Raw genomic sequence first — 23,085 nt, 5'->3', positions numbered from 1 at the left:
ATTGGACTGATAAAATATCATTCCAGTAAGCTCTTTTTCATGAAAAAAAGGACCCGAATGGGTCCTTTTTAGTTAGTAAAGAATACCAGCCATGGTTGTAATGAGGAAAGCATTTGCAAAGTCAATTAAGAATGCACCTACTAAGGAAACTACGAGCCAAGCACGAGGAGATGGGCCGTGTTTACTTGCTAAGGATAACATGTTAACTAATGCGTTTGGTGTAGCACCCAGTCCGAAACCGATAGCTCCGGCACCAAGCATAACTGCATCGTAGTTGCGACCAAAGAGGAAGTAAATAAGGTATGCAAATACACAGATAAGTGCCATTTGTACAACTAAGATTGTAATGAGTGGTAAAGCAAGATCAATTAATTGAACTAATTTCAAGCTGTTGATAGCCATTGTTACGAATAAGGATAATGCTACATTAGATACCGCATCAAGAGCTGCATCGTTGATTTTGTATGCTTTAGTAAAATCACCAAAGTTACGAATTACTGCTGCACAAATCATAGCACCAATATATGCAGGTAGTGGAGTAAGAACAGATAATCCAGCACTTACGATGGTACCGATGCCTAATGCAAGGCCAATCCACATACAAATTGTTAAAAGATCTTGAGAGTTGAACTGTTTGCCACCACTTTCAACGTGATCTTCGATCATATCGATGCCTTCATCCTCCATTAACTCAGGATTTTCATAAGGTGTTTTAACTTTATGCATTTTAATAATGCGTTCACCTACAGGCGCACCGAGGATTGTACCAGCTACCATGCCAAATGTTGCAGCTGCAACTGCTGCAGAAGCGGTACCAGGGATACCAAGTAATTGTTCGTAATATGGACCGAAGGCACCAGCTGTACCAAGGCCACCAATCATAGATACAGAACCAGCCATGATGCCAATAATTGGCTCAATTCCTAATGCTTTAGCAATCATAATACCTGCAGTATTTTGTACTACAATCCACACTGCACATGCTAAGAAGAAGAAAATAATGAAGATACCACCTTTTTTGAGGACTTTTAAGGATGCCATTAAACCGATAGTGGTAAAGAAGGCAAGCATTAGAAATGTTTGCAAGGAACCTTCAAAGGTAATGTTTAAGATTTTATAATAAGACAAAATAGCAGTTAAAAATGCAAATGGAAGAGCGCCTACGGCTGGTGCAGGCATACACATACGTTGTAAGAACTTGGAATGCTTATTGATCCAAGTACCGATGAATAAGGTAATTACAGCAAGACCTACAGTTTGAATCATGGACAGTTTTAAGGTCCATACATTGTTGACTAGGGCTAAGTCAATAAGTGGCATAAAATCACTCCTTTAAAATAAAAAATAAATCTGAATTTTATGGTATCATGAATGGTCAAAAAATACTATAGAATATATAACGTATAAAAAGTTTACATTTTTATCTTTAAACACTCATAATAACACAAAAAAAACAATAATATTAATAAAGCTATTTTTATGATTATACATATAAATATAGAAAAGTAATAGTATATATTACTTATGTACATAATCATACTATATGTATTCGACTTAAATCTGTGATTTTCCTTCTTGTTATAAAAAAATAAACTGGAATATATTTTTTATATTTATAATTATATAAAATATACTCCAGTTTTAAAATTTAATATTTTTATGTTATTTCGTAAGGCTCTAAATTATAAATGCGATAAATTCGTTCTATAAATGCATGTTAAGATATAACTAAAATATATATACCTAGCAATAAGCTAATTAGAAGTTATAGCTCATGGTGTAATTTAGGGGTTGTTAAGAATGTTACATCCGGATTACGCTCTTGAACCCAACCCATTTGCCATTCGTTAGAGATAAGAACTACGGTGCGATCCCGATTATCTTTTACAATCATCGCATTATCTATACCTTTTAAGGCTGCAATATCAACTTCGCCATCAATCCAACGGGCTACACCATATGGCAATGTATGATTTAATAAATCAACGCCATATTCATTTTTGAGGCGGTACTCAAGAACTTCAAATTGAAGCATACCTACGGCACCGACCACGAAGGAATCAAGGGCACCTGGTTGTTCAAAGATTTGAACAGCCCCTTCTTGAGCCAATTGAGTCATACCCTTTTGGAATTGCTTACGTTTCATAGTATCTTTCGGGGATACACGAGCAAAAAACTCAGGAGGAAAGACAGGGAAGTCGCCAAAGGTTACTTTATGCTTTTGTGCACAAAGCGTATCTCCTACGCCCATAGTACCGGCATCAAAGACACCGATAATATCGCCAGGGTATGCATCTTCTACGATGGTACGTTCCGTAGCCAAAAATTGTTGAGGCTGAGATAGGCGGATTGTTTTATTAGATTGACGATGTAATACGGACATACCTTTTTCGAATTTACCAGAGCAAATACGCATAAATACGATGCGGTCATGGTGATTTGGGTCCATATTAGCTTGGATTTTAAATACTAGAGCAGAGAAGTCTTCACTAGTAGGTTGCACTATTTCCTCTATCGCTTGTCGTGGAGCAGGGGATGGAGCTAGTTCCAAGAATTTTTCTAAGAATGGTTTTACCCCGAAGTTCGTCATAGCAGAACCGAAAAACATAGGTGTTAATTCACCAGCACGAACCTTATCAAAATCGAATGGATCGCCAGCAACGTCGAGCAACTCAATATCGTCGAGTAATGCTTGGTATACATCGTCACCTAATAACTCTTTCATATGAGGATCTGTTAATGAACCTTTTTCGGAAGCTAACTTTTCTTGACCATGAGTTTCGTCTTTTGCAAAGAGCTCGATAGTTTCGTGTTCTCTGTCGTAGACGCCTTTGTATTCGCCATTAATACCGATAGGCCAGTTCATAGGACATGTACGAATACCGAGAACATTTTCGATTTCTTCCATTAGATCGAATGGGCTACGACCGAAATGGTCAATTTTGTTTACAAATGTAAAGATAGGAATACCGCGCTCTTTAGATACGGCAAATAGTTTCTTTGTTTGGGCCTCTACGCCTTTTGCTACGTCGATAAGCATGACAGCACTGTCAGCAGCCATCAATGTGCGGTATGTATCTTCAGAGAAGTCTTGGTGACCAGGAGTATCAAGGATGTTTACGCGACAACCATCGTAGTCAAATTGCAATACGGAACTCGTTACAGAGATACCACGTTGTTTCTCGATTTCCATCCAGTCGGATACGGCGTGTTTTGCAGTTTTACGAGACTTTACGGAGCCTGCTAAGTGAATAGCACCACCATATAATAGTAATTTTTCCGTTAATGTTGTTTTACCCGCATCCGGGTGAGATATGATAGCAAACGTACGACGACGTTGTACTTCTTCTAAAAATGTCATGATTCACCTCTATTAATATGTTTGTAAAAGCAGATAAATCTTTAGGTTCTACTTTCACAGTCTATATATCGTAAAAATTATACATGATTTTTCTAGTTATGACCACTAAATTGTAGTATAATGAGATTTCATAGAACGGCTTGGGGTTTAGCCGTTATCTTTAGGTTAAGGAGGGGGACCATGCGGTTATTTATTGCGGAAAAGCCATCCATGGCTCGCGAAATCAGTAAATGCTTGCCAGAAAATAAGAATATCCAAAAGAGGAATGGCTATTTTATCCAGGGTGACGATGTGGTGACCTGGGTAGTAGGTCATGTATTGCATCAGGCTGAGCCCGGAGATTACGATGATAAATATATCCGTTGGCGTCCTCAAGATTTGCCTATCGTGCCAGCTGAGTGGAAATTGCTTGTCACAGATAGCAGCCGTCAACAGTTTGAGATTGTAAAAGACCTTATTGACAAAGCTGATGTCATCGTCAACGCAGGTGACCCGGATCGGGAAGGGCAACTCTTAGTTGATGAAGTTTTGTACTATGTAGGTAATACAAAACCAGTACAGCGTATTCTATTAAATGCCCTTGATGAAAAATCCATTCGTTCTGCACTTGATGATTTGAGAGATAACAAGGACTTTCACAATCTATATCAATCTGCATTGGCAAGAGCACGGGCAGACTGGCTCATTGGGATGAATTTATCTCGGGCATATACATTATCTGAACGTTATAAAGGACATAAGGTAACATTGCCAATTGGTCGTGTAAAGACGCCAACGTTAGCTCTTGTTGTACGTAGAGAACGAGAGTTAGCTGCATTTAAACCAGTAGACTATTTTACTGTAAAGGTATTATATAACCATCCTAATGGGGTGTTTTGGGCGACTTGGCAGCCTACAGACGAACAAAAGGGGCTTGACCCAGATGGACGACTCATTAATAAAGCTATTGCTGATGAATTAGTAGAACGTTTACAAGCTGGACCAGACGGTTTTATTAAAGGTGTTACAAAGTCTAAGAAAAAAGATGTACAACGATTGCCTTTATCCTTATCATCCTTACAAGTATTGGCAGGTAAAGCCTTTTCTTATGATCCACAGACTGTACTTGATACAGCGCAAAAATTATACGAAAAGAAATTAACTACCTATCCACGTTCTGATTGTGAATATTTACCACCCAATCAATATGATGATCGCAATGCAATCCTCAACAATCTACAAAATGCAGGTGATGAGAGATTAGCACAGTGGGCTGCCGATGCAGATCGTTCTATTAAGAGCCGTGCTTGGAATGAAAAGAAAATTACCGCCCATCATGCTATTATTCCTACAACGGTGGCTTGTAATATAAATAGTTTGTCCCAAGAGGAGCGAAATATTTATTTCCTCATCAGTCAAGCTTATATTGCTCAATTTTATGGGGAACATATTTACGAGCAAACTAAAATTGTAGTAGAACAATGTAAGGAAGAGTTTGTAGCTAATGGTCGTGTAGTTATCGAAGAAGGATGGAAATTGCTTTATAAACGACATAAGTCTAAATCTACGACGGACAATGACGAGCCCGATCTAACTGATGAGCGTGGGGCTGAGTCAGACCCTAAAAAAGAGATTATTGAAGAAACGGACCACTTGCCAGCAGTTAAAAAGAACGATACTGTTTTATATACGGATTCTTCTGTAGAGGCTAAACAAACAAAGCCACCATCCCGTTTTACGCCGTCCACATTACTACAAGCGATGAAGGAAATTCATAAATTCGTAAAAAATGAAGATTTGAAAAAACAATTAAAGGCTGTATCTGGTATTGGTACAGAAGCAACGCGGGCAAACATAATTGATGAGCTTATCAGTCGAGGCTTTATGAAAACGTCAGGGAAGAAGCAAGTCTTATCTCCAACGGAAACGGGCTATCTCTTAGTAGATGCTCTGCCAGAAGAGCTGCTTTATCCTGATGAAACAGCTGTTTGGGAAGAACGCTTAGCACTTATGAGCGAAGGAGAGGATACATTAGATTCCTTCTTAGCAGATCAAATTAAGTTTTTAAAATTATTAATTGATAAACTTGGTTTTGATAAAGTAATAAACTCTGATCAAATGATGCCAAATGTGGTACGAACTATAACGAGTCAAAATCGTAAGCGCCCTATGGATAGTGAAAGCGTAGACTTGTCTTCCTTACCTGTATGTCCTAAATGTAAAAAAGGACGTTTGCAAGAGCGGAATGGTAAATTTGGTGCCTTTTTAGGGTGCACGAATTATCCTAGGTGTAAACATACGCAGCAAGTAGAAGAGGATACTTCTAGTGTTGAAGGTAATATTGAAGTATCTGATGAAGATAAACAATATAAATGCCCTAGATGTAAAGTAGGTTACTTTGTGAAACAAGAGGTGAGAGGTCGAACAAACTGGATTTGTAGTAATCGATCTCAATGTAAGACCCAATGTTCTGATGTAGATGGGGTACCGAGTATTTATGTTAACAAATCTAACATTACTTAGAAATGATTGTTTTTATTGTAAATAATAAAAAGACGCGTACAGCTTAGCTGTACGCGTCTTTTTTGAAAATGTTCTTGTAGAAGAAAAATTGTTTCATTTAGTTTAGGATATTAAGCCGAATTTTATCTGCGTTTGCCACGACGCCCCGTTTGGGAGGTAGAAGCACGGCGTTGGCGTGTATTGGAGCCTTTGTGGCCTCGTGCTTTGTGAGCTTTCGCCTTAGTGGATTGGTAAGTGCTTGTAACCTTAGGTTTACTAGCTGATTTTGTGCGTTTTGGCGCAGTACTGGCGTTGCCCTTAGTCTTAATCTGACCATCTTTTGTATATTTGGTAAGCGTAGCTTGAATAGCTCGTTCAATACGTCTTAACCAAGCCTCATCCTGTGGAGTTGCAAATGTTACAGCAATACCTGAGTTACCAGCACGACCTGTACGTCCAATTCGATGGATATAGTAATCTACATCGCGAGGTACGTCGTAATTATATACATGTGTGATACCTTCAATGTCGATACCGCGAGCCGCAATATCGGTAGCTACTAAGATTTGTGTTTTCGCTTTTGCAAAGTCTCGTAGAATTTGTGTGCGACGACCTTGTGTCAAGTCACCGTGCATTTCTGCAATATTAAGCCCTGCTGCGGTTAACTCGTAGGATAAACGAATGGCACCTTCCCGTTTATTACAGAATACAATTGCTAAGAATGGATTGTCATCTTCAATCATTTTGATGAGACGTTGTGTTTTTTCTTCAGGATTCATCATATACACTCGTTGATCAATTGATTCGAGCGTGATATGTTTGCCTTCTGCTGTTACAGAAATAGGTTTAGACATGTATGCCTTTGCGAGATTTCGGATTTTATCTGGAATTGTTGCAGAGAATAGCAACAGTTGCCTATTAGCGTCTGTTTGGCTAATGAGATTTTCAATATCTGGTAAGAAACCCATATGCAACATTTGGTCTGCTTCGTCTAGTACAACACGGCGAATACAATCTAAATGTAGGGAACCGCGTTTTGCGTGATCTAATAATCGACCAGGTGTACCTAGAATAACTTGAGGACGACGTCCCAGTTGCTGTAGTTGGGCTTCAATAGTTTTACCACCGATGAGAGGGAGGATATCTACATTTAAAATAGAACCTAGTTCCTTCGCTTCGTCGGAAATTTGTTTAATTAGTTCCCGTGTAGGTGCAATGATAAGCACTTGTTCTTGATGAACATCAGTATGTACACGTTGTAAAATTGGCAGTAAGAAGGCTAGTGTCTTCCCCGTGCCTGTTTGAGCTTTTGCTATGACATCATTCCCTTTAAAGACGACAGGAATGGATTGTTCTTGAATTGGCGTGGGCTCCTTGATACCTTGTTTTTGTAGGGCTATGATGAGCTCATCACAAACACCTAAAGATTTAAAAGATTTCATGGATTGTCCTTTCTATAATACATATTATATTAATTATACAGTATGCACATACTAGGGGCAAATGAATTGAACTTGGAAGATTTATAGTCTTAATATATTCTAGACTCAAAAAAATATTATAGTACTTTCGAATATATTTTTTTGATAATATATAGAAAAATATTGATATAATTAAGTGAAATGAGAAATGAAAACATTAAAATAACTACATTTAAACTATTTATAAACTGTTAATTGAGAATGTGTTAGCATTTGTAAATGATAATCTTTGTAGTGTTTATTGATTACTGTATCTAAATATATAGCCATGAAATATTAAATTTCAGCTAGTATTCAGTATTTTATTAGATAATCATATAAATAATCTCATATTAAATATGATAATAAAATATAGATATGAGATAAAAATAAACCATAAAAATGATAATAATTGTTGAAATTAATGCTTGATTTGATATAATAATTTAAGATATTAATACGCATTATTATTTGGTGTGTTTAATATGAGGTTGTTAGGTACAATAATTAGGAGGTGTCGTATGGCTATCAAAAAGTTAAAAGACATGAAACCAGGTGAGTCTGGTCTTATTGTTGCACTACATGGCAGTGGTAATGTTAAGCATCGTCTAATTGACATGGGTCTTGTAAATGGTACAAAAATCCATGTTATGAAGTTTGCCCCTTTGGGGGATCCGGTGGAAATCAAAGTAAAAAACTTTGAATTAGCACTTCGTACAAGCGAAGCTGGCATGATTGATGTAGAGGTTCAATAGGAGGTTCACATGGCAGAAAATGGGCAAATTCGCATTGCCTTAGCAGGTAACCCTAACTGTGGTAAAACTACAATGTTTAACAATATCACAGGGGCGAAGCAACACGTTGGTAACTATGCCGGCGTTACAGTAGAAAAAAAGGAAGGCCATACGAACTTTGATGGCCATGAGTTATTGTTTATTGACTTACCAGGTACATATAGCTTAACTGCACGTTCCTTGGATGAGTTAGTAGCGCGTAATGTTATCGTAAATGATAACCCAGATGTTATTGTTAATGTTCTTGATGCATCTAACTTGGAACGTAACTTATATTTAGCTGCACAATTATTGGAACTTGAAAAGCCAATGGTTATTGCTCTAAACATGGCTGACGTTGCTGAAGAAATGGGCATCAAATACGACCTAAAAAAAATGGCAGAAATGACAGGGGCTACAATTGTTAGCACAGTAGGTCGTACAAACATTGGTACAAAAGACTTGTTAGAAGCAATAATTAGTGTAGCTGCTTCTCAAAAAGCTCCTGGTGTAACAATTAACTATGGTGATTTGTTAGAAGGTAAAATTAGTGAGCTTGTAGAATTGCTAAAACAAGCGGGCACTGTTACATATCCACTTCGTTGGATTGCTGTTAAGTTGTTAGAAAAAGATGCTGACGTTATTGGCAAAGTTATGCGCTTTGATAATACGGAAGCTGTTATTCAAAAGGCTGAAGCTATTCGTGAAGAAATTAAGGATCAAGTTGATCTTGATATTGTCTTCCAAGAATATCGTCACCGCTTTGCAGTAGAAGTATATAATACATGTTTAACACAAGCGCCAACTCAATTGGAAACACGCTCTGACCGTTATGACAAAATCTTAACGCATCGAATTTGGGGCTTACCAATCTTCATGGTTGTTATGTACTTATTGTTTGCGTTCGTTAACTTCGTTGGTGGTATTCCTCAAGGTTGGATCGAGGATGGTTTCGCTGCATTACAAGCTTATGCGGTTCAGACTATTCCAGAGGGCCAATTACAGTCACTCGTATCTGATGGTATTATTGCCGGCGTAGGTGCGGTACTTTCATTCTTACCATTAATTTTATTACTCTTCCTTGGCATTTCTTTCTTGGAAGATACAGGTTATATGGCTCGTGCAGCCTTCGTTATTGACCGTGTAATGCGCGCATGTGGCTTACATGGTAAATCCTTTATTCCTTTATTATTGGGTTTCGGTTGTTCCGTACCATCCGTAATGGGTGCCCGTATCCTCGACAACTACAAGGATCGAATGGTTACGATTTTGATTACACCATTCATGAGTTGTTCTGCACGTTTGCCAGTGTATATCTTATTTGCAAATGCGTTCTTCCCAAATGGTTGGGATAGTACTTTAGTTGTATTCTCTGTATACTTCTTGGGTATCATCTTCGGTATTATCTTTGCAAAAATTTTCCGTAAGTTCTTATTTGCTGGTGAAGCAGAACCATTTGTAATGGAATTACCTCCATATCATTTGCCTACATTGAAAGCTACATGGATGCACATGTATGAACGTGCTAAATTGTACATCATTAAAGCCGGTACTTTCATTATGGCTGCTTCCATCTTGATTTGGTTCATCACTGCATATCCAATGGATGTAGAATACTCCAAAGATTATGATGCAGTGAAAGAACAAGTTGCTCAAGAGTATGAAGTAAAAGATGCAGCTACATTATCTCAATTCGGTATTGCTACAGATGACCAAAAAGATGCAGTTGATAAAATTGTTGAAGATATGAAATCTACTGTACAAGATGCTACTGATGCTGCTAAGCAAGCAGGAGAAGATGAACCTGAAGTAGCAGTAGAGGATGATTCTGAAGCACCTGAATTATTCAATGATATTAAAGATGAAAATAAAGACTTGTTCCCAGCAGCATGGGCAATGTATAAAAACAGTGCTAACTTAGATGCTGAAAATGACAAACTTGATAAAGAACAAGCTGCTGAAAAAATTGAACAATCCTATGCAGCATCCTTTGGTAAAGCAATCAACCCAGTACTTGAACCATTGGGCTTCGACTGGAAAATGGGCTTATCTCTCGTAGCTGGTTTAGCGGCTAAAGAGGTAGTAATTTCTACATTGGGTACAGTATATGCAGTAGGTGGTGATGATAAAAATCCAGCTCCATTGACTGATTACTTACAAAATGATCCAAACTTCTCACCATTGATTGCATTAACAATGATGTTGTTCGTATTAATTTACCCACCTTGTTTGGCAACATTAGCTGTTATCAAACGTGAAACAGGTTCTTGGAAATGGGTTGCATTCATGTTCTGCTATGAAAATACATTTGCATGGATTGCATGTTTCATCTTCTATAACATTGGTCGCGCATTAGGTTTCTAATCTAGAGTCGCTAAATAGGAGAGTTTAGCCACCTTTAGATTCTTTAAACAAAAATGAATTTAAAAATTGCGATTTTGTTATAAGTAATTTAAAAATAATACTTGATAATTATCAATATTCGTGGTTAAATGATAATGAGAAAAGGGAAATATCCTTTAGATATTGCTTTTATCTTGTTTATCACTAATACACATATTATAATTTAGTAGATATTGAGAAAGAGGCATAATAATGGATAATCTTGTTATAGGACTCATAGTTGTATTAGCATTAGCTTATATCGGTAATAAATTTTACAAACAAATGTCTGGTAAAGGTGGCTGTGGCTGTGGTGGCGGTAGCTCCAAGTCTGGCTCTAAAAAATCTTCTGGTTGCGGTGGTAACTGCAGCTGTGATGGTTCCAATAAAGCACTAGGCATTAAACGTACTGCTAAGTAAGCTAATACGAATTCTGAATTTGAATGAGGGGTCTCTATAATGGCTCCTCTTTTCAAATATAGTAATTAAATTTTTTATCATATTTAGTAGAAAGGAATATTATCATGTTCAACATCGATCAAAAAAATCTTAAAAACGCTAACTTATTCGCAGCAGGTCTTGCATTGGGTACTGTAGGTCTTAAAGTTTTAACTTCCAAAGACGCTAAAAAAGTATATGCTGGTATCGTAGCAGCTGGCCTTCGCGCTAAAGAAACTGTATTAGAAACAGCTGAAAAAGTACAAGCATCCGCATCTGATGTATTGGCAGAAGCTCAAGAAATCAACGAAGCACGCAACGAAGAAATCTTTGAAGAAAACAAATAATTAGAGGATTGCACATATGTTACAATTTTCTGTAGTAAAAAAACTCAGAAATCGCTTGCATGTTAAGGTAACTGGTCATCACTTTACAGAGGCTGAAGCAGCTTATGTAGAGGATACATTATTCCTTAATGATGCAATTGTAGATGTAACCTTCTACACTCGTAGCAGTCAAATCGCCATTAAACATACTGGCGATATTGATGCTGTGCGTGATGCAGTGCTAGGTCTACGCGATTTAGATTTGTCTGAAGCTCCTGCTTTGAACGAATATTCTCCTCGCTTGGTAAATAAAAAATACCGTGAAATGATGATCAACCGTACTGCACTTTACTTAGGTAAAAAAGCAGTGCTTCCTGCACCGATTGCGGCTGCATGGGCTTGGTTTGACGGTATTAAATTTATTGGTAAGGCTATTAAAACATTGTGGCAACGTAAGTTAACTGTCGAAGTACTTGATGGTGTAGCTATTGGTGCTGCTTTACTTCAAAAAGACTACCCAACAGCTAGTGCTGTTATGTACCTATTGGGTATTGGGGATATTTTGGAAGAATGGACTCACCGTAAATCCGTATTGAATCTTGCTCAAAGCATGTCCTTGAACGTAGATAAAGTATGGGTATTAGTTGACGATATCGAAGTGAGCAAGCCCGTTAACGAAGTTGTAGCAGGCGATCAAATTATCATTCGTCAAGGCGAAGTGATTCCATTGGATGGCGTCGTTATCGATGGTGTTGTTCTTGTTAATGAAAGCTCCATGACTGGTGAACCAGAAGCGGTTCGTCGCGATCAAGACAGTTCTGTATATGCAGGTACTGTTGTTGAAGACGGTAAAGCTATTGTAGAAGTACGTAGCACATCCAAAACATCTCGTTACGAAAAAATCGTTAACCTCATTGAAGAGTCTGAACAAATGAAATCCGGTATGGAACAACAAGCATACCGCATGGCTGATAAATTAGTTCCAATAAGCTTTATTGGTGCTGGTTTAACATACTTGTTGACTCGTAATGTGATGAAAGCATTGTCTTTCGTAATGGTTGACTTCTCTTGTGCTCTTAAATTATCCATTCCATTAGCAGTACTTTCCGCTATGCAAGAAGCATCTAAACGCGGTATCACTGTTAAAGGTGGTAAGTTCCTAGAACAAATTGCACAAGCAGATATGATTGTGTTCGATAAAACAGGCACTCTTACTAAAGCTGAACCTGAGTTTGAACAAATTATTCCATTTAACGGTCATGATGCAGATGAAATGTTGAAATTAGCTGCATGTATTGAGGAGCATTTCCCTCATTCCATGGCAAAAGCAATTGTACGTGCTGCTAAGGATCATGCATTACCTCATAAGGAAATGCACTCTGACGTAGAATACGTTGTGGCTCATGGTATTGCATCTAAGGTTGGTCGCTATCGTGTACGCATTGGTAGTGCTCATTATATCTTTGATGATGAAAAAACAAAGATTCCTGCTGATGAACAAGAAAAATTCAATAATTTACCAAATACATCTTCACATATTTACCTCGCTATTGGTGGTACATTAGCAGCGGTTATTTGCATTAAAGACCCTGTACGTGAAGAGGCAAAACAAGTTATAGCTGATTTGCATGCATTAGGCATTAAAAAGGTTGTCATGATGACTGGTGACTCTAAGCGTAATGCACAACGCGTAGCTGATGAACTTGGTATTGATGAAGTGCATGCAGAAGTATTGCCAGAAGATAAGGCAAGTTATGTAAAACAAGCCAAAGCTGAAGGCTATACTGTTATGATGGTAGGGGACGGTATCAATGACTCCCCAGCAATTTCTGAGGCTCATGTTGGTATCGCTATGAATGAAGGCGCTCCAATTGCTCAAAAGATTGCGAATGTTACTATTTCTTCCGATAATCTACAAGCTCTTGTAGATTTGCGCCGCATTTCTATTGCATTGATGAAACGTATCAAAGCAAATTACAATGGTATCGTTGGTTTCAATGGTGCTCTTGTTGGTGGCGGTGTACTTGGCTTTATGCCACCAAGTCAAACTGCTTGGTTGCATAATCTATTCACATTGGGGATCGGGCTTGAAAGCATGACACCATTGTTGAAAAAAGAAGAACCAAAGGAAACTGTTCCTACAATTGATGTAACAGCTGATTCTGTAGTAGCTTAATCAAAGGAACCTCCATATAGGTATTGATTTACCTATATGGAGGTTTTTCTTTTTTGATGACATTTATCTATGATTATTGTAAAATACAAGGAGATTACATATCGTAGGAGATTTATATGAACATTTTGATAGATATTTGCAGACGCTCCTTCTATTTGAATCTATTTATTGTGGTAATTCCCATTATTGCATATATGATTCATAATGGATCGAGTGCGACAGTAGCACTAGTATGGTATTTGTTGTTATCCTTGTGTATGCCTTGGGCCTATTTATCATTTAAAAGCAGTACCTTTGGTGAGGGTAAATCTATAAGTCGTATCGCTTATGTAGTGAGCTGGGTTGTCGTTCACGGTATCAGCTATAAAGGAATTTTCTTAGGTATTGATTTATCCATGTTGTGGGGATGGCCAACAGTAGGTCGTGATATAGCCTTTTTATTAGCTATGTATTTTAGTGTCACATTTAGCTTGATTATAGCTTATGGCTTAACTCGATTGGTGGGAGACCGTAATGAATAAAAGTTTTTGGTTATTTACGTTAATTTGTTCACTTTTTGTAAGTGCTATTACGACAGTACTTTCATTAAGTGGGGCACTATCAATACCCATTTTAGTGTTCCCCGTTTTGTCGCTAGTCATACCAATTATGGTGCGACGACTAAAGAATGCCAAGTTTAACGATGATTTACCGCTAAGCATGGGCTATCATGCTTATAGTTGGGCTTGGTGGACGGTATTTTCGTTTCTTCATACACCATTTAGCTTTAATGTAGATAATGGATTAGCAAAAGTACTACTTTTATTTGTAGTATATTTTATCGTTCAAGTTCTTATTGAGCTATGTGGTTTGTTAGCCACAAAGTATTTCAATCGTACTCATCGATGGGGAATGATTGATGAAGCGTTAGATATAATTGCCTATACTATACCGATTCCGTTCTTGTATATTGCTTCAATCTTATATATAGATTTACAAGATCCGATGGTATATTTTATGTATGCATCATCCATGAATGTAAATATATTATTTGCTGAACTTGTATTATTATTAGTTTCTTTATTGGTCTTTGTATTCTATTTGTATCCAAGAGATTTAGCATATAAGGGTGTACGTTTGTTGCGTATCATTATTACTGCAGGCATATGGCTTGCTATGAACGCCCATATCTTGTATGGTGGTTATATTCCAGAATTTATATTATCTTTAGTTCCCACCGTTTTTCCAACGTACCAAGGTAATCCACTAGTGTTTGTAACTCCAACTTTATTAGAAGCTGGTATGACAGGTGGAGCAGTGATTATAGGTGCATTGGTAGAGCGTGGTATTATTTCACGACGCCGTGAACGTATTTAATTTCTAGTTTCGACTTATATCCGTAAGGAATGAGAGCGAAGGAGGATCTATGAACAACATTGAACGTCCATTGGATGATAACTCAACTGTATCAATCCACGACAATGAAAAACTGAAGCAAGTTGAACGTAAAGAGGCCAAGAAAGAGAAAAAAAGTGGCATTACGATTCGAGAATTGACAATTATTGGTCTACTAGCAGGTATCACTATTGCATTAGGGCTTTCTGGTTATGGTATTATTCCATTAGGGCCGCTAAATGTAACAACTTTACATGTACCAACTCTAATTGGTGCTATTGTAGAAGGACCAAAAGTGGGGGCCTTTGTTGGCTTTATCTTTGGTTGCTATAGTTTGTGGCAAAATATTACAGCTCCTAATATTTTATCCCCACTATTTATTAATCCAATCATTTCCGTATTACCGCGTATACTTTTCCCAGTATTAGCATATTTGGTATATCTATTATTGTGGAAAGCACCGCAAGGTCCGCGTATTATTGTTTCTGCTTTTATGGGGACTGTATTTCATACGATCATGGTTATGGGATTAATCTTCTTACTCTATGCAGATATGTTTGCTCTTAAAATGAATCTTAGTCCAGATCAAGTATTAGGCTCTATTGTATTCTTGTCTGTTACACATGGTATTCCAGAAGCAGTTTTTGCTGCTGTAATTGTAACACCGGTGGCAATGGCTTTACGAAAAGTATTGCGTAAGGATGCTCCTAAGAAAACTAAAGGTGAAGCTATGCGAGACACAAAAGTTACAGACCATCAATTAGGAGAAACTGAAGTGGTAGAAACCAAATAAGCTGAAGTTGTAGACGAAAATATAACGAAATAGTATTTTACAGGCTTTTTATAAATATGATAAAATAAATATCATTCGATAAGTATTGAGGAGGATAATCATGGCTAAACGTATTCGTACTATCAACACTGAATCCTTACAAAAAACTGCTAAAACTGGCGGTTGTGGGGAATGTCAAACATCTTGCCAATCCGCTTGTAAAACAAGCTGCACAGTTGGTAACCAAGTTTGCAAACAAAAATAATGAAGAGGCTCGCTTAGCGGGCCTTTTTTATTTATGTTTTAAAGACATACATTGTATAGTATATCTTTATGACTCTTTTTATAACGTTTAGTGTGGAAATGTGGTACAATTATCTAGAAAGTTCTATATACTAGAGCTTTTACCATACAAATCAATTGGAGGTACCATGTTAGAATTAAAACCAATGATCCATAAGTTTCGGATGAAGGATAACTATTACTGCTTAGACGTAAATAGCGGTATTATCCATGTTATCGACGAACTCATCGATAGAGTTCTTGACATATATGATGGCACTAATCGCGATGCTGTACATGCTGCGTTAGATGCTAAAGAAGATGCAGTAGAACTAGATGAGATTATGGACGAGTTAGATGAGCTCATCAAAGCGGAGCAATTATTTGCACCGATGAGTAAAGAGTTTAAACTTGTAGTAGGTGAGAAACCTATTGTTAAGGCATTATGCTTAAATATTGCTCATGATTGTAATTTAGCATGCAAATATTGCTTTGCTAGTCAAGGTGATTACGGCGGTGTTAAACGAGAATTGATGAGCTTTGATGTAGCAAAACGAGCTGTGGACTTTCTTATTAAAATGAGTGGACCTCGCCAACATTGTGAAATTGACTTTTTCGGTGGTGAGCCATTGTTGAACTGGGATGTTGTTAAGCAAACGGTTGAATACATTGAATCCATTCAAGAAAAGCACAATAAGATATTTAAGCTTACATTGACTACGAATGGTATGCTTTTAACACAAGATAAAATCGACTATGTAAACAAACACAAGATGAGTTTAGTATTGTCGTTGGATGGTCGTGAATCCGTACATAATGCAATGCGTCCAGTAGCAGGTAGTGGTGCAGAGTCTTATAAATATATTGCTAAAAACCTTATCAATGCAGTAAAACAACGTCACGGTCTTGAATATTATGTACGTGGTACATATACTCATAAAAACTTAGACTTTACTAAAGACGTTATGGCAATGTCTGATCTTGGCTTTGAGCATTTGTCCATGGAGCCTGTTGTCGGTGAAGAAGGGGATTATGTGCTTCGTGAAGAAGATTGGCCAGCTCTAGAGAAAGAATATGAAAAATTAGCAGATATTTATTTACAACGCCAGTTAGAAGGCTGGGGTGAGAAGTTTAACTTCTTCCACTTCCGCATGGATTTATATCGTGGGCCATGTATGGCGAAACGCCTTCGCGGTTGTGGGGCAGGTCATGAATATATGGCAGTCGTACCTAATGGCGATATTTACCCATGTCACCAATTTGTAGGTAAAGATGGATACGTGCTTGGTAATGTGTATGATGGTTTACAAAATACAGAAATTCCTAAAGATTTCCGCAATACACATGTATTCTCCAAACCAACTTGTGCTGAATGTTGGGCGAAATTCTTCTGTTCTGGTGGTTGTCATGCTAACAACATTACATTGGGTGGCGATCTAGAAACACCTTATGAATTTGGTTGTCGTTTACAGAAGAAACGCATCGAATGTGCTATTATGATTCAAGCCGAATTAGAACAAGCTGGTATTGATGGAAGTATTCCTGTTGCATTAGGTTAATTACACTTGATTCTCCGAGTATAGTAGGAGTTTATATGAAACAAAATAGTAATCAAACTACAGAACGCTGGGGAATTCGCTATACCGGTATAGTTCAAGGGGTCGGATTCCGGCCCCTTGTTTCTATGTTGGCCCATTCCCTAGGATTAACAGGTTTTGTATATAATGATAGTCAAGGTGTGTATGTTGAAATTCAGGGTTTTCTAGGTGAATTGCAGTTATTCTTAGATGCTGTTCAAGAGGAGCAACCTCGTTTATGTCGCATTACTAGTCAAACTGTACAGCATCTTACACTTAATATGCATGAAAGTAATTTTGTTGTACAGCCATCTCCATTAGGTGAATCCGTGAGTACCTTTATTAGTGCCGATACAGCGCCTTGTAATGATTGCCTTAAAGAGTTACAACAAGATAAACGTAGAAAGGAATATCCTTTCATCAACTGTACAAATTGCGGACCAAGGTATACGATAATCAAATCTTTGCCCTATGATCGGGAGCGGACGACGATGAACGAGTTTCCCATGTGTGAAGATTGTAAGGCTGAATATGAAGATATAGAAGGGCGTCGCTATAGAGCAGAGCCAAACGCATGCTCTCGCTGCGGTCCCCAATATACATTGTATAAGCCAGATCGCAAGGCTGTGGATACAGTGAATATATGGAACACTACGCGGGAATTAATTAATGAAGGTAGTATTATCGCAATAAAAGGTGTAGGAGGATATCATCTTGTTTGCGATGCTAGAAATGACGCTGCTGTACAACGCTTACGTAAGCGGAAGAATAGGCCGCATAAACCATTAGCAATAATGGTGGGAACTCTAGATATGGCGATTGAGTTAGTACATATTAATGATGTAGAACTAGATATATTGACGGGGATGGAACGTCCTATTGTGTTATTAGAAAAAAATCATAATAGTTCTGTTCATTTAAGCTCTTATGTGGCTCCTGATAATCGCATGTTAGGGGTTATGTTGCCTTATTCACCAATGCATGAGGTGTTATTACCTTTTGATGCGGCATGGATAATGACCAGTGGTAACAAAAGCGGTGATTCCGTATTATATAACGACGATCAAGCGTTTAATGAACTAGGTGAGGTAGCAGATTATTTCCTCGTTCATAATCGTGAAATCTATGCGCCCCTTGACGATTCAGTGGTGGTGGTCATCAATAATAAACCTCGATTTATTCGTCGCAGTCGTGGTTATGTGCCTGAACCTATTCATTGTGATGGTTTAGAACAAACTTCGATATTAGCTATGGGCAGTGATTTGAAAAATGCGTTTGCTGTGAATAAAGGTAGTGAAGTTCTTGTAGGACCCCATATTGGAGATTTAGAGAATGCATCTACTCATGAAACACTAGAATGGACTATTAAACGATATAAGAGCTTATTTTCTGTGCAACCAGATAAAATTATCATAGATAGTCACCCCCAGTTTTTTTCTTCTCGGTTAGGTGAAAAAATAGGTGAAAGTTTCCATCTTTCTGTTGTACCTGTTCAGCATCATCATGCTCATATAGCGTCTGTTATGGCGGAACACAATTTAAGGGGGCTTGTACTAGGGATTGCTATGGATGGTACTGGCTATGGTCCAGATGGAACTATATGGGGGGGAGAATTTCTCCTTTGTAAAGGCAATCAATATCAGAGATTGGCACATATTCATGCAGCTCCATTACCTGGCGGAGAAAAGGCTGTTTCTGAACCTTGGCGACAAGCCTTATGGTATATTCGTAATTATTATGGCGATGATATCCCTTTTGTATATCAAGAATGGATGAAAGAACTTCCAAAGGGATGGGAAATTTTAGATAAAGCATTACAATCTACGATGCCCATGATTCAAGCTACAAGCTGTGGGCGACTATTTGATACTGTAGGTGCTTTATTAGGTCTTGGTATGGTCCATAGTTATGATGCACAAATTGCCATTGCTTTAGAAACTCTATGTGGTGATGAAAAAGGATCATTACTTACTTACCATTATGATGGACATATTCTTGATTTTACACCTACAGTTCAATCTATTATGGATGGTGTTGTTCGTGGTGAATGTCGAGCTCATTTAGCCGCTTCATTTCATAAAACAATTGCAATAGCACTATGTGAAACGGCGGCAGATTTGATGGAGCGATATAATATTAGTGATGCAGCCATGTCTGGTGGTGTATTTCAAAATCGTAAATTATTAGAATTCATATATAGGACGTGGCATATAGGTAATTTATATATGAATGAAGCAGTTCCTTCTAATGATGGTGGACTTGCTTTAGGACAATTGTGGTTAGGAAATCAATTATAAATTGTCATGCAACTCTTATTCTTAGACAAATTTATTTAGTAATGTTTTGAATATTGTTTAATCCATATGAGTTGTATAGCCAGTATAAGCTCTAGTTGTTTGTGGCCACTATCACTAAATAATGAGTGTAACTGTGATACAATAATATTAATTTTATTCATATATTTTGGAGATATTTTATTAAAGTAAATGTATATAAAACTTGTTATAAATGATATAGATAAGGAGATACTATGTGCTTAGCTGTACCAGCGCAATTGGTTGCTGTGAATGATGCTATTGGTACCGTTGAATTGACAGGTGCTACCCGTGACTGCAGTTTGCTCCTCGTACCAGATGCAAAGGTCGGGGATTGGTTGTTAGTTCATGCAGGTTTTGCTGTACAAATTGTTGATGAAGAAGAGGCTCAAAAAACATTAGAGGCCTTTAAGGAGTTAGAAGAACTTGAAGAAGCTTACTTTACAGGAAAAGCAGCACACAGCTGATGCTTTGTTAAGGCGCATCAATGCGCTTCATAAGCCCGGTGAAACTGTACGGCTTATGGAGGTCTGTGGTACGCATACAGTATCGATTTTCCGAGAAGGTCTTCGTCAATTATTGCCAAGTGGCATAGAACTTGTTAGTGGACCAGGATGTCCAGTATGTGTAACTGATCAAACCTATATGGATAAGGCTTTAGCCTATGCAGAACGTGAGGATGTTATTATTGCTACCTTTGGGGATATGTTGAAGGTCCCTGGGAGTTATAGTAGCCTCAGCGAAGCTCAAACAAAGGGAGCTCACATCCATGTTATCTATACGCCTTTAGAGGTGATAGAACTAAGTAAAAAATACCCAGAAAAAAAAATAGTATTTTTAGCTATTGGCTTTGAGACGACTATAGCCGTAATTTGTGCTACTGTAAAAGCCGTTCATGCTGCGGGATTAAAGAACGTATTCTTTCTTGTATCTCATAAGTTAGTACCACCAGCATTGCGTGCATTACTAGATAAACAAGAAGGCCATATCGATGGATTTATTCTACCTGGTCATGTTAGCGTTATTATTGGGGAAGAACCATACCGATTTTTGCCCAAAGAATACGGTATCCCATCTTGTATCGCTGGCTTTGATGGCTTAGAAATATTGTCTGCCATAGCTAATATTTTAGAGCAACGTAAGTCTAATAATATTGTGGTGGGCAATACGTATCATTCTGTAGTTATGCAGAAGGGAAACCCTGTAGCCCAAGCTATGATCGAGGAAGTGTATGAAGTATGCGATGATGTATGGCGTGGTATTGGTGTTATTCCTAACTCTGGCTTAGCATTAAAGGGTGAATATACAGCTTACGATGTAGAGCTTGTCCTACCTATTAACTTAGATAAACCATCCCTTGATCCTAAAGGCTGTCAATGTGGACGTGTTTTACAAGGCCTTATTAAACCTAGTGAATGTCCGTTATTTGGTAAAAGCTGTACCGCAGATCATCCAGTAGGTGCCTGTATGGTATCTGTAGAGGGTAGCTGTGCTGCATGGTATAAATATGGTTATTCTAGTGGTGGATCGACGTGGGAGGATTAATATGGAACGAGTTCGCTTAGTCCATGGTAATGGTGGACGATTTAGTCATGAGTTGACGGACCGTTTTATTTTGAAATATTTTACAAATGATTTATTGGCGCCCCTACACGATGGTGCCCAGTTTCCTGTTACAGCCGGGCGCATGGCTTTCTCTACGGATTCCTATGTGGTGCAACCTGCGTTCTTTCCTGGTGGTAATATTGGCAAGTTGGCTGTTTGTGGAACTGTGAATGATTTAGCCATGAATGGCGCGATACCTCAATATTTAAGTTGTGGTCTTATTTTAGAAGAAGGTTTGGCCTTTGAAGAGCTAGATGAAATTCTTCGCACTATGTCAGTAATGGCAAAAGCCGCAAATGTTCAAATTGTTACAGGTGATACAAAGGTCGTTAAAAAGGGCGAAGTAGATAAAATCTACATTAATACTGCTGGTATTGGCATGATTCCAGATGGAATAGATATTGGTCCACATCGTGTGAAAGCAGGGATGGATATCATTTTGTCAGGTGCTATTGGAGATCACTCCATTGCCGTTATGGGGCAACGGTTTGGTTTAGATTTATCTGACTCCTTAACAACTGACTGTGCACCACTAAATAAGATGGTTCAAGCAGTATTAGATAAAGTAGGAACTCAAGTTGCTTTGTTGAGAGATCCCACTCGTGGTGGCCTAGGTACCGTTTTAAAAGAGATCGCTGATCAGAGTCAAGTAGGCATTAAGGTTGAAGAAACGGCTATACCAATTCATGAAGAGGTACAGTCAGTATGTAATATATTAGGGTATGACCCTTTATATTTAGCGAATGAAGGGAAAGTGGTTCTTATTGTAGAGCCATCTATTACGAACGAAGTCCTTAAGATTCTTCATAGCTTTGAAGAGGGCAGTGAAGCTGTTTTAATTGGTAAGACTATAGATAAAAATATTGGTAAGGTTGGTCTACAAACGGCTATTGGAGGTGTTCGTCTGATTGATTTATTAGGCGAAGATCAGGTTCCACGAATTTGTTAAATTTATAATTAATAAAAGTAATTAAACTATATCATTTTGTTAATCTTTTTATTTCAATTTTTGAGCTTTCTAGATGTAGCTTGTATTAGATGTTGACACGATTTATCGTTGATGATAGCATTAAATTAAGTTGCGTAAAATTCATTAAGAATTCATCGAAAATCTATATTATGTTAGTATCTTTATGTGTAAGTTCTTATACTTTCACTAGAATCTATGTATAGAATTTGTTAAAATATAAGTATCTATAGGAGGCTTATTATGAAAAAGAAGATTATTACAGCTGTTCTAGGGATTTGTTTAACTACAACTGCATTTGGTGGTATCTTGACAACTCAAGCTGGTGGACTTAGCAGCATTCTTGGTGGTGCAGCTAAAATTGGTGGTATCGGCATTGTTGTTAACAAATTTGGTCCACAAATTGACTCTTTCCTAAATAAATTATTGAAACAAAATAACTTGAGTACTGAATATACAACTAAAGTAGTTCCTATTATCAGTATTGGTACAAAAGGTTATATCGGTGCGGCTCAAGTTACTGGGCCTGCTTCTAGCATTGAAGAAGTTAAAGCTGTTGCTCAAGTAGAAGGTAGCTTTAATGGTATGGTTCGTGTAAAAGGATTAGTTCCTGTTAATAGCACAAACCCAGTTGGTGCATCTCGTGTTCAAGGCGTAGGTGTATCTGCGATTATTGATTTGAAAATTTAATGGCCACTGAGCATATAAATTGATAGACTCAGGGAATAAGCACGGTCTTAGGCCCGTGCTTATTCTGTTGTATAACAGTTATACATTAGATACATTGTGGAGGAAT

General features: G+C 37.8%; 19 protein-coding genes. 16 read left to right on the top strand and 3 right to left on the bottom strand.

Features of this window, described 5'->3' with window-relative positions; all coding sequences use genetic code 11:
* Positions 1-72: 72 nt before the first annotated feature.
* Positions 73-1,320 (bottom strand): sodium/glutamate symporter, encoded by a 1,248-nt coding sequence (locus tag FNLLGLLA_RS06525; protein ID WP_058948409.1) that lies wholly within the window; start codon positions 1,318-1,320, stop codon positions 73-75.
* Between the two features lie 445 nt (positions 1,321-1,765).
* Positions 1,766-3,361, bottom strand: coding sequence for a peptide chain release factor 3 (locus tag FNLLGLLA_RS06520; RefSeq protein ID WP_156697449.1), 1,596 nt, complete (start codon positions 3,359-3,361; stop codon positions 1,766-1,768).
* A 180-nt stretch (positions 3,362-3,541) separates the two neighbouring features.
* On the opposite strand from FNLLGLLA_RS06520, the gene FNLLGLLA_RS06515 reads away from it, so the two are divergent.
* The gene (locus tag FNLLGLLA_RS06515; RefSeq protein WP_174892332.1) at positions 3,542-5,863 is read left to right on the top strand and encodes a DNA topoisomerase 3; all 2,322 of its coding nucleotides are present in this window, start codon (positions 3,542-3,544) and stop codon (positions 5,861-5,863) included.
* Positions 5,864-5,985: 122 nt separating this feature from the next.
* On the opposite strand, the gene FNLLGLLA_RS06510 is transcribed toward FNLLGLLA_RS06515, so the two are convergent.
* Positions 5,986-7,284, bottom strand: coding sequence for a DEAD/DEAH box helicase (locus FNLLGLLA_RS06510; RefSeq protein WP_024061223.1), 1,299 nt, complete (start codon positions 7,282-7,284; stop codon positions 5,986-5,988).
* A 539-nt stretch (positions 7,285-7,823) separates the two neighbouring features.
* Here FNLLGLLA_RS06510 and FNLLGLLA_RS06505 point away from each other — a divergent pair.
* The 15 genes from FNLLGLLA_RS06505 to FNLLGLLA_RS06435 all read left to right on the top strand — a co-directional run bounded on the left by FNLLGLLA_RS06505 (position 7,824) and on the right by FNLLGLLA_RS06435 (position 22,979).
* The gene (locus FNLLGLLA_RS06505; RefSeq protein WP_004697076.1) at positions 7,824-8,057 is read left to right on the top strand and encodes a FeoA family protein; all 234 of its coding nucleotides are present in this window, start codon (positions 7,824-7,826) and stop codon (positions 8,055-8,057) included.
* A 9-nt stretch (positions 8,058-8,066) separates the two neighbouring features.
* Positions 8,067-10,439 (top strand): ferrous iron transport protein B, encoded by a 2,373-nt coding sequence (gene feoB, locus FNLLGLLA_RS06500; protein ID WP_005387093.1) that lies wholly within the window; start codon positions 8,067-8,069, stop codon positions 10,437-10,439.
* Positions 10,440-10,670: 231 nt separating this feature from the next.
* Positions 10,671-10,877: a FeoB-associated Cys-rich membrane protein gene (locus FNLLGLLA_RS06495; protein ID WP_004697259.1), complete on the top strand. Its 207-nt coding sequence runs from the start codon at positions 10,671-10,673 to the stop codon at positions 10,875-10,877.
* A gap of 104 nt (positions 10,878-10,981) precedes the next feature.
* Positions 10,982-11,242: a DUF6110 family protein gene (locus FNLLGLLA_RS06490; protein ID WP_004697111.1), complete on the top strand. Its 261-nt coding sequence runs from the start codon at positions 10,982-10,984 to the stop codon at positions 11,240-11,242.
* 16 nt (positions 11,243-11,258) lie between these two features.
* Positions 11,259-13,397, top strand: a complete 2,139-nt coding sequence (locus FNLLGLLA_RS06485) for a heavy metal translocating P-type ATPase (protein ID WP_024061222.1) — start codon at positions 11,259-11,261, stop codon at positions 13,395-13,397.
* 116 nt (positions 13,398-13,513) lie between these two features.
* Positions 13,514-13,918 carry a hypothetical protein gene (locus FNLLGLLA_RS06480; RefSeq protein ID WP_008600576.1) on the top strand — a complete coding sequence of 135 codons (405 nt, stop codon included), beginning with the start codon at positions 13,514-13,516 and terminating at the stop codon, positions 13,916-13,918.
* Complete coding sequence (locus tag FNLLGLLA_RS06475) at positions 13,911-14,753, top strand: hypothetical protein (RefSeq protein WP_101928143.1); 843 nt, start codon at positions 13,911-13,913, stop codon at positions 14,751-14,753. The genes FNLLGLLA_RS06480 and FNLLGLLA_RS06475 overlap by 8 nt, the downstream gene beginning before the upstream one ends.
* Positions 14,754-14,802: 49 nt before the next feature.
* Positions 14,803-15,564: an ECF transporter S component gene (locus FNLLGLLA_RS06470; protein ID WP_101928144.1), complete on the top strand. Its 762-nt coding sequence runs from the start codon at positions 14,803-14,805 to the stop codon at positions 15,562-15,564.
* A gap of 100 nt (positions 15,565-15,664) precedes the next feature.
* Positions 15,665-15,808 (top strand): six-cysteine ranthipeptide SCIFF, encoded by a 144-nt coding sequence (scfA, locus tag FNLLGLLA_RS06465; RefSeq protein ID WP_004693318.1) that lies wholly within the window; start codon positions 15,665-15,667, stop codon positions 15,806-15,808.
* 166 nt (positions 15,809-15,974) lie between these two features.
* Positions 15,975-17,384, top strand: coding sequence for a thioether cross-link-forming SCIFF peptide maturase (gene scfB / locus FNLLGLLA_RS06460; protein ID WP_004693319.1), 1,410 nt, complete (start codon positions 15,975-15,977; stop codon positions 17,382-17,384).
* 35 nt (positions 17,385-17,419) lie between these two features.
* Positions 17,420-19,699 (top strand): carbamoyltransferase HypF, encoded by a 2,280-nt coding sequence (hypF, locus tag FNLLGLLA_RS06455; RefSeq protein ID WP_156697452.1) that lies wholly within the window; start codon positions 17,420-17,422, stop codon positions 19,697-19,699.
* Positions 19,700-19,932: 233 nt separating this feature from the next.
* Entirely contained in the window at positions 19,933-20,184 is a 252-nt protein-coding gene (locus FNLLGLLA_RS06450) for a HypC/HybG/HupF family hydrogenase formation chaperone (RefSeq protein WP_156697453.1), read from the top strand.
* Positions 20,144-21,262, top strand: coding sequence for a hydrogenase formation protein HypD (gene hypD, locus FNLLGLLA_RS06445; RefSeq protein ID WP_156697454.1), 1,119 nt, complete (start codon positions 20,144-20,146; stop codon positions 21,260-21,262). The genes FNLLGLLA_RS06450 and hypD overlap by 41 nt, the downstream gene beginning before the upstream one ends.
* Position 21,263: 1 nt before the next feature.
* Positions 21,264-22,271 (top strand): hydrogenase expression/formation protein HypE, encoded by a 1,008-nt coding sequence (gene hypE, locus FNLLGLLA_RS06440; RefSeq protein WP_156697455.1) that lies wholly within the window; start codon positions 21,264-21,266, stop codon positions 22,269-22,271.
* Between the two features lie 261 nt (positions 22,272-22,532).
* Positions 22,533-22,979, top strand: a complete 447-nt coding sequence (locus tag FNLLGLLA_RS06435) for a hypothetical protein (protein WP_004697051.1) — start codon at positions 22,533-22,535, stop codon at positions 22,977-22,979.
* Positions 22,980-23,085 lie beyond the last annotated feature (106 nt).

Source organism: Veillonella parvula (assembly GCF_902810435.1).
In the GTDB taxonomy this organism is placed as follows: domain Bacteria; phylum Bacillota; class Negativicutes; order Veillonellales; family Veillonellaceae; genus Veillonella.
Note: the sequence above shows the minus strand (reverse complement) of the source record. Positions and strands in the feature narration are given on the sequence as shown.

Coding starts and splice junctions, on each gene's coding strand:
- FNLLGLLA_RS06525 (WP_058948409.1), bottom strand. CDS start 1,320: ATGCCACTTATTGACTTAGCCCTAGTCAACAATGTATGGACCTTAAAA.
- FNLLGLLA_RS06520 (WP_156697449.1), bottom strand. CDS start 3,361: ATGACATTTTTAGAAGAAGTACAACGTCGTCGTACGTTTGCTATCATA.
- FNLLGLLA_RS06515 (WP_174892332.1), top strand. CDS start 3,542: ATGCGGTTATTTATTGCGGAAAAGCCATCCATGGCTCGCGAAATCAGT.
- FNLLGLLA_RS06510 (WP_024061223.1), bottom strand. CDS start 7,284: ATGAAATCTTTTAAATCTTTAGGTGTTTGTGATGAGCTCATCATAGCC.
- FNLLGLLA_RS06505 (WP_004697076.1), top strand. CDS start 7,824: ATGGCTATCAAAAAGTTAAAAGACATGAAACCAGGTGAGTCTGGTCTT.
- feoB (WP_005387093.1), top strand. CDS start 8,067: ATGGCAGAAAATGGGCAAATTCGCATTGCCTTAGCAGGTAACCCTAAC.
- FNLLGLLA_RS06495 (WP_004697259.1), top strand. CDS start 10,671: ATGGATAATCTTGTTATAGGACTCATAGTTGTATTAGCATTAGCTTAT.
- FNLLGLLA_RS06490 (WP_004697111.1), top strand. CDS start 10,982: ATGTTCAACATCGATCAAAAAAATCTTAAAAACGCTAACTTATTCGCA.
- FNLLGLLA_RS06485 (WP_024061222.1), top strand. CDS start 11,259: ATGTTACAATTTTCTGTAGTAAAAAAACTCAGAAATCGCTTGCATGTT.
- FNLLGLLA_RS06480 (WP_008600576.1), top strand. CDS start 13,514: ATGAACATTTTGATAGATATTTGCAGACGCTCCTTCTATTTGAATCTA.
- FNLLGLLA_RS06475 (WP_101928143.1), top strand. CDS start 13,911: ATGAATAAAAGTTTTTGGTTATTTACGTTAATTTGTTCACTTTTTGTA.
- FNLLGLLA_RS06470 (WP_101928144.1), top strand. CDS start 14,803: ATGAACAACATTGAACGTCCATTGGATGATAACTCAACTGTATCAATC.
- scfA (WP_004693318.1), top strand. CDS start 15,665: ATGGCTAAACGTATTCGTACTATCAACACTGAATCCTTACAAAAAACT.
- scfB (WP_004693319.1), top strand. CDS start 15,975: ATGTTAGAATTAAAACCAATGATCCATAAGTTTCGGATGAAGGATAAC.
- hypF (WP_156697452.1), top strand. CDS start 17,420: ATGAAACAAAATAGTAATCAAACTACAGAACGCTGGGGAATTCGCTAT.
- FNLLGLLA_RS06450 (WP_156697453.1), top strand. CDS start 19,933: ATGTGCTTAGCTGTACCAGCGCAATTGGTTGCTGTGAATGATGCTATT.
- hypE (WP_156697455.1), top strand. CDS start 21,264: ATGGAACGAGTTCGCTTAGTCCATGGTAATGGTGGACGATTTAGTCAT.
- FNLLGLLA_RS06435 (WP_004697051.1), top strand. CDS start 22,533: ATGAAAAAGAAGATTATTACAGCTGTTCTAGGGATTTGTTTAACTACA.